The sequence below is a fragment of the Marinimicrobium alkaliphilum genome, from assembly GCF_003259155.1.
GTDB lineage: Bacteria > Pseudomonadota > Gammaproteobacteria > Pseudomonadales > Cellvibrionaceae > Marinimicrobium_A > Marinimicrobium_A alkaliphilum.
Map to the genome: position 1 here is coordinate 25221 of NZ_QGMQ01000002.1, position 12676 is coordinate 37896.

Here is a 12676-nt window from a genome sequence, read left to right on the forward strand (position 1 = left end):
AATCAAATGGCCCCGCTAGCTGAAGTCGTACTAATAAAACTAAAGCAGTGGGGTGTAATGCGTAAAATCCCGAGGGGAGTTCCACTACTATGTTCAAGCGTACACTTTTAAGCAGCAGTGTTGCCGCCGTGGTCGCGCTGGCCGCACAACCCACCTTTGCCCAAGACGAGGCAATTCTCGAAGAAGTGATCGTGACGGGTATCCGGGGTAGTCTTAACCGGGCGATCGATATCAAGCGCGACTCAATGTCAGTCGTAGACTCTATCGTGGCCGAAGATATCGGCAAGCTGCCCGACAACAACGTGGTCGAGTCCTTGCAGCGTGTTGCCGGTGTTCAAGTCACCGATCGCGGCACCGGTGAAGTCAACGCCGTACTCATTCGTGGTTTGCCCGATGTCAGTACCACAGTCAATGGTCGCACCATGTTTACCGGCACTGGTCGCGCGTTGGCGCTGGCGGATATCCCTTCGACCCTGGTATCGCGTATTGATGTGAGCAAAAGCCGCTCTGCGGACCAGTATGAGAACGGTATTGCCGGTACTATTGACGTGCGCACCTTCCGTCCTTTCGATTTTGATGGTTCCCGCGTATCTCTGGCGGGACGCGCCATTCACCAGGAGCGTGCGGAAACCACCGATCCCGTTCTCAGCGCACTGTTCAGCAACCGCTGGGAAACCAACGCGGGTGAGTTTGGTGCTCTCCTTAATGTCTCCACTGCCAAGACCCGCTACCGCGATCAGACCATGAATGCCGGGGCGGCGATGCCGTTCTTTACCGAAAATCCTGCATCGGGTTTTGCTCCCCTGGAAATCATCCGCCCTGATACTGGCGGTGGGACTGTTTGGGAGCCGGGCCTCGATCGCGGCCTGCCCACGGCACCGGGCTCAACCCTGGTCGTGGCCGGCGAGGAAGTGCCCTACTACTTGGCTCGCGATGCACTTATCATCAATGACTTTACCGGTGAGCGTGAGCGCCACGGGGCTAATCTCTCTCTCCAGTTTGCACCTAACGATCGCACTGAGTACACCTTTGAGGCCTTCTACAACGGTTTCCGTAACGAGAGCTTCAACAATATGTACTTCTCGTTTGTTGACTGGTGGGGCAGCCTCGGCGGATTGGTCGACGATCGCGATGAGTTTGACAGTATTAGCGATACCTTCAACCTGTATCCGGGCACCAACATTATCCGCGATCGTACCATTCGTGACGGGTTCAACTTTACCAGTGGTGACTATAGCCGCGGGAAGACCGACAGCTACCTGTTTGCATTGGGCGGTAAGTGGGAGCTTACTGATAACCTGAATATCGAATCTGAGATCGTTTACCAGCAGAGTGATTTCGAAACCCAGTTCTTCGCCATGCGTGGGGAGTCCGTGCGGCCAGAAATTCGGGCAAACTTCGATGGTCGGCCAGGTATCGAATTCTTTGAGTACGATGGTACGCCCAAGGATCTCACTGATCCGAGCGAGTACGCGATGGGCCCGATCTGGAATAACGCGGGTGAAGACTCCGGTGAGGCGATGACCTTTACCGTTGATGGTGAGTACTGGACCGATATCGAGTTCCTGCCTCGCGTTGCCTTTGGTTTCCGTTGGGATGATCGTAATACCGCGACCAGACTTCGCGAACAGGCCTCAAACCGCGGTTGTGAAGCGGCCGTCAATGACCCGGATCGGGAGACCAGTGCCGATATCGCTCTGTGTGACTTTGCGTCCTACGACGACGGTCTGCACCATATCAACAGCGACTTCATGAAAGGTCGGGCAACGGCACCGCGCAGCTGGGTTGTGGCCAGCGGGCCCTACCTGCGGGATAACCGGGACTCGTTCCTGAATCTTTACGATATGCCTACAGATGTGGCTATGCGTCAGACCTTTGAGGTCGATGAGCGCAACGCAGCCCTTTACGCGACGGCGGACTTTGAAACGCATGTGGCCGGTCGTCTGCTGGATGGTCAGGTTGGCTTGCGCTATGTCGATGTTGAGACCGACAACGTCTTTTTCGATCAGGCGGGCAATCCTACGACTGAATCCACCACCACCAACAGCGAAATGTTGCCCAGCTTGATGTTGCGTTATCACATCAACGATGAGTGGTTGTTGCGTGCAGCTTACAGCGAAACCTTGCGCATGCCCGGGTTTAACGACCTGAACCCCAATATCACTTACAACGATGATTTGAGTAATGTTGGCTACGGTACGGCAAACAGTGGTAACGCCAATCTGGCGCCGACGACGTCTCAGAACCTGGACTTGTCACTCGAGTGGTACTTTGGCGATGCCAGCTACGCTTACCTGACGTTGTTCCAGCGCAGTGTTGATGGTTTGGTGATTCCTTTCCGCGAGCGGATTCAGCCGGATGCGGATGACATCCCTGACGGTTTCCTGGTCGATACCTTTGTCTGGTCTCGTCCGGATAACGCCTCCGATGGTACGCTGCAAGGGGTTGAGTTGGGCTTCACTTACTTCCCGGAAAACCTGCCCGAGCAGCTGGACGGTCTGGGTGTAATCACCAGTGCGACCTTCCTGGATTCCGAGCAGACCATTCCGGTGTTTGATGAAACCGGCCAGCCCGATGGTGAAATGCAGGTACCCTTCTTTGGTGTATCCGATTTCTCCTACAGTATAACGGCGGCCTACGAGCGTCCGACGTTCGATGTGCGTCTGTCTTACGTCTGGCGTGATACCGCGCTCAACCGCAACGAAGCGGCGCTGTTTGCCAATCCGCTGCGTATCTATCGCCAGCCGGAAGAGAGCCTGGACTTCCAGTTCAGCTACAACGTCACTGACGAGTTGACCGTGACCTTTGACGCCACAAACCTGACTGAGCAGTTCACTCAGGAGCGTTACGGCGACAGCGCGTACTTCTCCCACGTGAACACCTTGTTCAGCCGCACCTTCGCTCTGGGCGCCCGTTACAGCTTCTAAGTAACGAACGACCAAGCGATTCGATCAAGGGGTGGCCTCTATGGGCCACCCCTTTTTTAATAACGATAAATTGATGGAGCATTTCTTATGCAACGGGCAGCTTTATCTTTTGCGCTCCTGGCGCTACTGGGCCTGCAGGGCTGTGGTAGCAGCAGTGGCGATCGCGACACACCCGATCCCCAGCCACCGGTAGATGATACGCCGCCACCCACGTTTCCCGCGCCAACACTCGGTGTGGATGTTGAGTGGTTGCAAGATGCGGAAACCGGCTTTAACGACCTGGGTGTGCACGACCCCTCAGTGGAAATTGGTGAGGACGGCGCTTTTTATGTGGTGGGCTCACACCTGGACACCGCGCGCTCTGAGGACCTGATTCACTGGGAGCGGGTCACCCTGATGACCTGGGACGAGTACGAAGTCATTGCCGCCGATGGTATCGATTGGAGCGGTGGTCACGTGGGTTCCTGGGCGTCGGACTTTGCCTTATTGAATGATGGCAACTACTACTTTTACTATAACCATTGCGCCCGCCCGGCAGACGGCGAATGTTTGGAGCCGCGCTCCTATCTCGGGGTGGCCAAATCCGAGTCGGGCATTCTCGGGCCCTATCAGGATCTGGGGCTGTTTTTGCGCTCCGGGCACTACGCTGATGAGAACGTTCCCGAGTACAGCGTCATCGATGAGCCCTACAACGGCTTTACTCATCCGAATGTCATTGATCCGCACACCTTCTATGACAATGACGGCAAACTCTGGATGGTCTACGGCTCCTACGCCGGCGGCATCTATATTCTCGAAATGGATGAAACCACCGGCATGGCCAATCCTGGGCAGGGCTACGGCACGCACCTGACGGGCGGCGACTTCAGTGCGATCGAGGGCACTTACATGCTCTACAGTCCGCATACCGAGTACTATTACCTGTTCATGTCTTTTGGCGGGTACGAGTCGCAGGACGGATACAACATGCGTATCGCGCGCTCGCGTCAGCCGGATGGCCCCTTTGAGGATTACAGTGGCCAGGATATTCAGCCGGCGCGCGGCGGCTGGGGAGCCATCGAACCCTACGGTGTCAAGATCATGGGCGGCTTCGAGTTTACCAGTGACCCGGGCGACCCTTACCCGAGCCGTGGCTATCTTGCCCCCGGACACAACTCGGCTTACTTCGACGAAGAGACAGAACAGTACTACCTGATTACCCACACCCGTTTCCCCAATCGGGGCCAGGCGCACTCAATCCGTGTGCACGAAATGTTCGTCACCGAAGATGGCTGGTTGGCGGCTTCGCCCCACCGGTATGTGCCCATCGAGGGTGACAATATCGTGGACGGTGAAAAGCTGCCCGGGGATTATCAGCTCATCGGTCATGACAAAGACATCAATCGCGAGGCCAAGCTTGCCGAGTATGCCACGTTGCACGCCGATGGCAGTATCACGGGCGAACGTGAAGGCAGCTACAGTCTTGAGGTGGACGAACGGAACCGGGTCACGCTCACGCTGGCAGGGCGCACCTATGAAGGTGTGGCCCGCTGGCAGTGGGATAACCGTCTGAGGGAGCTGGTGCCAGTGGTCACGGCGTTCGGACCTGACGGCGATGCACTCTGGTTGTCGCGCCTGCCCGACCGCAGTCATGCCGATGTGGTGGCAGCTATCGAAGAAGGCCTGGAGCTGCCGGACACCTTCAAAGGTACCGCACTTTCCCTGCCTACGCGGGGCACGCGCGGGGCGCAGGTCGTCTGGACATCGGACAATCCGTCGGTCATCAACCCTGACGGTTCCGTGACCCGACCCAATGTGGGCCAGGGTGATGAGACCGTGCGTCTGACGGCGACCATCACTCTGGGTGACGTCGAGCTGGTCCGCGATTTTGAAGTGACGGTGCAGGCGCGGGTACCCTATAACCTGACAGCGCACTACACCTTTGACGGCGACCTCGCCGATGTGCTGACGCAATGGCCAGACGCGCAGACGACCGGCGACCGTATTTTTAACAGCGGGCAGGGCAGCGCCAGCTTCACCGACGGTGAGCAGGGCGAGGCGCTGGTGTTCGATGGCAGTGAGGGCGTGCGTTTGCCCGATGGCCTGATCGACAGTTACGAATACACGGTGTCGCTCTGGGTCAGGCCGACGGCGATCACCCCGTTTACGGCGCTGTTCTTTGGCACAGTGGACGAGCAGAACGAAACAGGCACGCCGGTTTCCGAGCGCTGGGTCAGCCTGTTGCCGCGCAGCTGGGACGACAACACCATGGTCTGGAGCAATAACTCAGGCGCCTGGTTTGACGGCAGCGCCGAGGAGCAGATTCCGGTCGACACCTGGACCCATCTGGCCTTTGCGGTGGAGCGTGGCCGGGTGACTTTGTACATTGACGGCGAATCGGCATTCGAAGGCGCAGGGGTGGCCGACTTCTTTACGGAATCCGTCGGCCAGTTTGCGCTCGGCGTCAACTATTGGGACACGCCTTTTGAGGGCGTGGTCGATGAGTTGAAAGTCTATGAAGCGGCGTTGACGGGTGGAGAGATTGTCGCGCTGGATGTCGAACGCTGGCCGGAGGAAGCGCTGCTCGATTCTGCTCATGAGCTTCTGACGCTCAGTGGCTTGGCCGCGGTTCAGGAGGATTTTCACCTGCCCGTTACCGGCCCCTATGCCTCGGCGATCTCGTGGGTCAGTTCCGATCCGACTGTGATTGCGGTTGAAGGCGATCGTGCGCAGGTGACCCGTCCGGGCGCAACCGCTGCGGATGCCGACGTGACGCTGACAGCGACCATTACACTGGGTGGCGAGCAGCGCAGCAAAACTTTTGAGGCGCGGGTGCTGTCACTGGCACCGCCGGAGCCCGTGGCCAGTTTCCGTTTTGACGGCAATCTGGACGACAGCACCGGCAATTTCAATGCGGGCCAGGTGACCGGTAATCGCATCGATAACAGTGGTGGCACTCTCGGTTTTGCCGAGGGGCGGAGTGGCCAGGCGTTGCAACTGGATGGCAGCAGTGGCGTGCGCTTGCCTGATGGTCTGATCGAGGGCGACCTGTACGCGGTTTCTTTCTGGTTGCGGCCAGAGGCGATCAGTCAGTTCACCACCGCCTTCTTCGGTGCCGTGGCCCAGAATAGCTGGATCAGTCTTGTGCCTCAGGGCCCGGGCGCGGGCAACACCATGCTCTGGTCCGGGGAGGCCTGGTACGATGCCGCGGCTGACCGGCGTATTGGTGTGGGGGAGTGGACCCATGTAGCGTTCAGTTACAACGGCGGTGGCATTACCCTCTACCTGGACGGTGAACTGGCGTATGCGGGTGACAACTTCCCGAATGTGTTCGCCGGCAGTGGCGGCTACTTCGCACTGGGGGTAAACCACTGGGATACCCCCTTCCAGGGGCTGGTGGATGAACTGCTGATTTTTGACCAGCCGCTGTCGGGTTCGGATGTGGAGGCGTTGGCCTCGGCGCCGTAACCCTCCGTATTGGCGCCTTGTTCGAGGTTGGGTGCCTCAGTGTCGGATTACGCCCCTTCGGGGCTAATCCGACCTACTCGAACGATGGCACGCTGTCCCCTGTAGGTCGGATTAGCCCCGAAGGGGCGTAATCCGACAAAACCGCAGTGCCCCCAAACAAACCACCACTTTCCACGTAGGTCGGATTAGGCGCAGCCGTAATCCGACACCTGAGGCACCTTCTCCCTTGTTCCCCTCTTCTTTCTTTTTGTATCACTTATGGCTCATTAATCATCTTTTCTGGCGATATATTACGAGCGGGATAATGCCGACCCGACCCCGGTTATGCTGTCTGCGGCGTTAAGGAATGTAAAGATCATATATTAATACTTATTGATGGATGTTTTTAACCCCGCTGAACATGTAGTCATTGTGTCGACAACCGATCTTAACCCCGCGAATCACGTAATTTAACGATTTCAGTATCGACGTCCCCCGGTTTGACTCTCGCACTTATCGAAATTAGCATCTGCATTTATATTACAAAATGCACCTAAAAGTGTATGTTTTGTGATCAATCCGGTCGGATTTGATCTGCAAGGCGGCAGACGCAGAGGATGTCGCATGACTAATAACCGTTCAATAAATGACCTGTCTGGCAGTCTCCGAAATGAGTTCGGCCGTGCTGCCAGCAACCAAAATAGGGTTTTAGCATGATGTTTAGAAAGAATTTGCTCAGTACTTCCATTGCCTTGACCGCCGTACTCGGCGCGAACCAGGTTGTGGCCCAGCAGCAGGAGGGCGCGATTCTCGAAGAGGTTGTCGTTACCGGCATTCGCAGCACCCTGAACCAGGCCATCGATATCAAACGCGATTCCATGCAGGTGATGGAGTCAATTGTGGCTGAGGATATTGGTAAGCTGCCCGACAACAACGTCGTGGAGTCCCTGCAGCGGGTCGCCGGCGTTCAGGTGACTGACCGCGGTGCCGGTGAAACCAATTCCGTACTGGTGCGCGGTCTGCCCGATGTCAGCACCACGATCAATGGCCGTACCGTATTTACCTCAGCGGGCCGCTCGGTCGCCCTCGCGGATATTCCCTCGACCCTGGTATCTCGCATCGATGTGAGTAAGAGCCGCTCTGCACGTCACTACGAGAATGGTATTGCCGGCCAGATTGACGTGCGTACTTTCCGCCCCTTCGACTTTGACGGCCAGCGGGTATCGCTCGCCGGACGCTTTGTGCACCAGGAGCAGGCCGGTGAAACCGATCCGATTTTCAGCGCCCTGTTCAGCGATCGCTGGATTACCAATGCGGGTGAGTTTGGCGCCCTGATCAATGTCTCTCATGCGAAAACCAGCTACCGTGACCAGACCATCACCGTCGGCGCTCAAGTGCCCTTCATGTCGGAGAATCCGGTAGGGCCTTACGGGGCGTTGGAGCGGATTTTCCCCGACAACGACGCGGTTGATGAATCACCCATTTGGGAGCCGGGGCTGGATCGCGGTCTGCCCACTGCTCCGGGCTCAACTCTGCCCATTAACGGCGAGCCGGCAGAATACTATCTGTCTCGCGACGCCTACATCATGAGTGACTTTACCGGTGAGCGCGAGCGCCCCGGCGCCAACATTGCGTTGCAGTTTGCCCCCGATGACCGCTCGGAATACACCTTCGAAGCCTTTTACAGCGGTTATCGCAATAACAGCTTCAACGCGCTGCACTTCAGCTTTGTGGATGCCTGGTGGGATCTGGCGGGTATCGCCGACGACATCACCGATACCTTCGAGTTGTACGAAGACAGCAACGTGATCCGCTCGCGCACCGTGCGCGACAACTTCTCTTTTGTCAGCGGTGACTACACCGACGAGAAAACCGACAGCTACCTGTTTGCGCTTGGTGGTGAGTGGGACCTTACGGACAACTTCACGCTCAACTCCGAACTGGTGTATCAGGAAAGTGACTTTGAGTCTGAGTTTTTTGCCATGCGCACCGAGACCCCGCGCTACGAAACCAGCGTGGACTTTGACGGTGCCGGTGGCATCAGCTTTGCGAACAACCCGGCAACCGACGTAGATGAAAGCGACCTGACCGACCCGAGTCAATTCGCGATGGCTGCGGTATATGACAACGCAGCGCGCGAGTCGGGCTCCGCCTTCACCTTTACTACCGACGGCGAGCTGTGGACCGAAAATCCGTTCTTCCATACCGTCAACTTTGGTATCCGCTGGGATGAGCGCGACGCGACAGTGCACAGCCGCGAGCAAGTCGCCGACGGCCTGTGCACGGACTTCGCCGCCAATGCCGATGACTGCGCTTTCGCGGATATCGAGGGGTTGCATCACATCAACAGCGGCTTTATGTCAGGCGTTGCTGACGTTCCTCGTTCCTGGGTCACCGCTGACGCCTCCTATCTGGCAGACAACCGTGAGCACTTCCTGGGCGTTTATGATCTGGATGTAAACGACCCGATGCTGCGTGAGTTCCGTATCGATGAGCGCAACGCGGCGGCTTACGTGACCACCAACTTTGAGTTCACTCTCGGTGATCGCATGCTCGACGGTGAGCTGGGTCTGCGCTATGTCGATGTCCAAACCGACACCGCATTCGATGACCAGGAAACCGGCGACGTGGTTTTTGGTACCACGGAAACCTCCGAGTTGTTGCCCAGCGCCATGTTCCGCTACCACCTGAGCGATGAACTGATGTTGCGTCTGGCCTACAGCGAAACCTTGCGTATGCCGGCCTTTGGGGATCTGAATCCGACCATCCGGTACTTCGATGACATCTCTGGTGTGGGTTATGGCACGGCCGCCGGTGGCAACCCGGACCTGCAACCCACCACTTCCGAAAATATTGACCTGTCTTTGGAGTGGTACTTTGGCAATGCGAGCTATGCCTACGCGACTCTGTTCGAGCGCCGGGTAGACGGCTTGGTCATTCCTTTCCGCAACAGCATCCAGGCGGATATCGATGGGCAATCGGCTGACACCTACATCGTGTCTCAGCCGGAGAACGCTTCAAACGGTAAGCTTCAGGGTCTGGAACTGGGCTTCACTTACTTCCCGGAAAACCTTCCCGGCGCTTGGGATGGTCTGGGTGTGATCACCAGTGCCACTTTCCTGGACTCTGAACAGGATATCCCGGTATTGGATGATGCGGGTGAGCAGGTCGACACCGATACCTCACCGTTCTTTGGTGTGTCTGACTCGTCTTACAGCATCACGGCGGCCTACGAGCGTCCGCGCTTTGACGCGCGTCTCTCTTACATCTGGCGTGACGATGCCCTCAATCGCTACGAGGCAGCCCAGTTCGCCAACCCGCTGAGCATCTATCGTGGCGCTGAAGAGAGTCTGGACATGCAGTTGAGCTACAGTGTTACCGATGATCTGGTGGTGACTTTTGATGCCACCAACCTCACCGAATCCACGACCCGCGAGCGTTATGGCAACAGCCCGCTGCATAGCCACAACACCTTCCTGTACAGCCGTACCTTTGCACTGGGGGCTCGTTACAGCTTCTAAACGGGAAGGATTGGGTGCCTCATGTGTCGGATTACGCCCTTCGGGCTAATCCGACACATGAGAGCAATGGCACCCTTTCGGGTGTTGTGCCTTAATTGTCGGATTACGCCCTTTCGGGCTAATCCGACCTACGGGAACTAATGGTACGCTGTTTCGAGTAGGTCGGATTAGGCGAAGCCGTAATCCGACACTTGAGGCACCCAACGCCAACAATCGCTCTGATCCAACCAATCAACCCTCCATTCCCGCTCTATCCCCGCACCGCTAGGCGCACGATTAATTATTATTGTATGATTGGCGCAGTTACCACACATGGACTCACCAAACAGCGAGATGACGCTATGCCCGTGCTAGAACGCAACTCCAACCTCTCCCAGCGGATGACCCAGGAGCTGGGTAGGGAAATTGTCTGTGGGAATTTCAAGCCCGGCGATAGCCTGCCCACCGAGGCTGAGCTGTGTGAACAGTTCGGTGTCAGCCGCACCGCTGTGCGCGAGGCGGTCAAAATGCTCTCGGCCAAGGGGCTGATTTCCAGTCGTCCGCGCCAGGGTATTCGGACCTTGCCCGAGGAGGAGTGGAACATCTTCGACTCCGATCTGTTGCGCTGGTCACTGGAGAGCACGCCGTCATTGCGGGTATTGCGTGAGTTTTTGCAGATGCGCCTTGCGATCGAGCCCGAGGCCGCCTCGCTGGCGGCACGCTACGCCGATCAGGGCCGGATCGATGCCATCGGCGCGGCGCTCGACAGGATGCGCTCGGCTGAAACCAAACCGGAAGAGGGGCTGCAGGCGGATATTGCCTTCCACGTCAGTATTCTCTACGCCAGCAAGAACCGTTTCTTTATCCGTATGCGCGACTTTATCGAGACGGCGCTGAACGAGAGTATTCGCCACACCAACGTCGCCAAGGCGGACCACGAGGCGATTATCGACGATCACGCCAAAGTGTATATGGCCATCAAGAACCGCAACCCCGAACGGGCCAAGGCGGCCATGTTGTTGCTGATTGATGAGGCACTCACCTTTATCGAACAGGAGATCGAGGAGCAGGGCAGCGGCAAAGCCCACCCGATGTAGTCTGTCAGGCTTGTCTCCGGGGCGCCTACTGCCGTCCTGATGACAGGCAATTGCCCCAAAATGTGCTAAGATGCGCGCAACTTGCACCAAACAGGGCCCCAGCCGATGCATTGTCCCTTCTGCAGTGCCGAAGATACCAAAGTGATTGATTCGCGCCTGGTCGCCGAGGGCGACCAGATTCGGCGTCGGCGCGAATGCCTTTCCTGTCACGAGCGTTTTACCACCTATGAAGTGGCCGAGCTGGTCATGCCGCGCATCATCAAACAGGACGGTACTCGCGAGCCTTTCGATGAGGGTAAATTGCGCGCCGGACTGCAGCGTGCTCTCGAAAAGCGGCCGGTGAGTGTCGAGTCTATCGAGACCGCTATCAACCAGATCAAGCACTTTCTCCAGGCCACTGGCGAGCGCGAGGTCAAGTCCATGACGTTGGGCGAAAAAGTGATGGATGAGCTGCGCAAGCTCGACGAAGTGGCCTATGTGCGCTTTGCTTCCGTATACCGTCGGTTCAAGGATCTGAACGAATTCCGCCAGGAGATCGATCGCCTGGAACGGCACCCGGACGACACAACCAGCTGACACTATGGCGTTAACCTCCACTGACAGACACTTTATGGCCCGGGCGCTGACACTGGCCGCGCGCGGGCACTACACCACCATGCCCAATCCCCGGGTGGGGTGCGTGCTGGTGCGTGAGCGAACCGACGCCGAACCTGAGTTGCTGGCCGAAGGCTGGCATATAAAGGCCGGACTGGGTCACGCCGAAGTCAATGCCCTGACCGCCGCCGGCGAGCAGGCGCGCGGCGCCACGGCCTACGTCACCCTGGAGCCCTGCAGCCACACCGGGAAAACCGGCCCCTGCAGTCAGGCCCTGATCGACGCCGGGGTGGGGCGTGTGGTTTACGCCATGGAGGACCCCAACCCGCAAGTGGCCGGGCGTGGTCTGGAGCGGCTGCGGGAAGCCGGTGTGCGGGTTGACGGTCCACTCCTGGAAGAGGAAGCCCGGGCGCTCAACCCCGGCTTTATCAAGCGTATGGCCCAGGGCTTGCCGCTGGTGCGCTGCAAACTGGCCATGAGCCTGGATGGGCGCACCGCCATGGCCAGCGGCGAAAGCAAATGGATTACCCGCCCCTGCGCCCGGCGCGACGTTCAGCGTCTGCGCGCCGGCGCCTGTGCCATTATTAGTGGTATCGATACTGTCCTGCAGGATCGGGCCGCGCTCACGGTACGCCCGGCCGAGTTGGATCTGGATAACGCTGAGACTATCGCAGAACGCCAGCCTTTGCGGGTGATTCTGGATTCCCGTCAGCGCCTGCCCGCACAGTGTGAGCTGCTGGCCAGTCCGGGCCCGGTGCTGGTAGTTCACAATGGCAGCAAGGCACCCAATCCGGACTGGCCTGCCCATGTGGAGTCACTGGCGCTGCCAGGCAAGGACGACCGGGTCGACCTCTACGCGCTCCTGCGCGAGCTGGGGCGGCGCGAGTGTAACGAGGTGCTGATTGAGTGCGGGGCAACCCTGGCGGGGAGCTTTATGCGCCTGGGGCTGATCGATGAGTTGGTGGTCTATATGGCTGCCAAACTCCTGGGCAGCCGGGCCCGGCCGCTGCTGGAACTGCCCTTGGACACCATGGCCGCTCAGCTGCCGCTGATGATTCGCGACATCCGGGCAATCGGGGACGACTGGCGCATTACCGCCGTGCCCGACAAAGAATACTGACGGAGCTGTAGC

At 58.1% G+C, this 12676-nt stretch carries 6 protein-coding genes; all 6 read left to right on the forward strand.

Annotated features, from left to right (window positions below; all coding sequences use genetic code 11):
• Positions 1–89 precede the first annotated feature (89 nt).
• The 6 genes from DKW72_RS03530 to ribD all read left to right on the forward strand — a co-directional run bounded on the left by DKW72_RS03530 (position 90) and on the right by ribD (position 12664).
• Complete coding sequence (locus DKW72_RS03530; RefSeq protein ID WP_111640956.1) at positions 90–2927, forward strand: TonB-dependent receptor; 2838 nt, start codon at positions 90–92, stop codon at positions 2925–2927.
• 87 nt (positions 2928–3014) lie between these two features.
• Complete coding sequence (locus DKW72_RS03535; RefSeq protein WP_111640957.1) at positions 3015–6374, forward strand: LamG-like jellyroll fold domain-containing protein; 3360 nt, start codon at positions 3015–3017, stop codon at positions 6372–6374.
• Positions 6375–7066: 692 nt separating this feature from the next.
• Complete coding sequence (locus DKW72_RS03540; protein ID WP_232522304.1) at positions 7067–9874, forward strand: TonB-dependent receptor; 2808 nt, start codon at positions 7067–7069, stop codon at positions 9872–9874.
• A 341-nt stretch (positions 9875–10215) separates the two neighbouring features.
• Positions 10216–10950 (forward strand): FadR/GntR family transcriptional regulator, encoded by a 735-nt coding sequence (locus tag DKW72_RS03545; RefSeq protein ID WP_111640958.1) that lies wholly within the window; start codon positions 10216–10218, stop codon positions 10948–10950.
• Between the two features lie 105 nt (positions 10951–11055).
• Positions 11056–11526 (forward strand): transcriptional regulator NrdR, encoded by a 471-nt coding sequence (nrdR, locus tag DKW72_RS03550; protein ID WP_111640959.1) that lies wholly within the window; start codon positions 11056–11058, stop codon positions 11524–11526.
• A 4-nt stretch (positions 11527–11530) separates the two neighbouring features.
• On the forward strand, positions 11531–12664 hold the full coding sequence (ribD, locus tag DKW72_RS03555) for a bifunctional diaminohydroxyphosphoribosylaminopyrimidine deaminase/5-amino-6-(5-phosphoribosylamino)uracil reductase RibD (protein WP_111640960.1): 1134 nt from the start codon (positions 11531–11533) through the stop codon (positions 12662–12664).
• The last annotated feature ends 12 nt before the right edge of the window (positions 12665–12676 follow it).

What these genes read in the sequence shown, in the direction of transcription:
- DKW72_RS03530 (WP_111640956.1), top strand. Translation starts at nt 90, where the DNA reads ATGTTCAAGCGTACACTTTTAAGCAGCAGTGTTGCCGCCGTGGTCGCG.
- DKW72_RS03535 (WP_111640957.1), top strand. Translation starts at nt 3,015, where the DNA reads ATGCAACGGGCAGCTTTATCTTTTGCGCTCCTGGCGCTACTGGGCCTG.
- DKW72_RS03540 (WP_232522304.1), top strand. Translation starts at nt 7,067, where the DNA reads ATGATGTTTAGAAAGAATTTGCTCAGTACTTCCATTGCCTTGACCGCC.
- DKW72_RS03545 (WP_111640958.1), top strand. Translation starts at nt 10,216, where the DNA reads ATGCCCGTGCTAGAACGCAACTCCAACCTCTCCCAGCGGATGACCCAG.
- nrdR (WP_111640959.1), top strand. Translation starts at nt 11,056, where the DNA reads ATGCATTGTCCCTTCTGCAGTGCCGAAGATACCAAAGTGATTGATTCG.
- ribD (WP_111640960.1), top strand. Translation starts at nt 11,531, where the DNA reads ATGGCGTTAACCTCCACTGACAGACACTTTATGGCCCGGGCGCTGACA.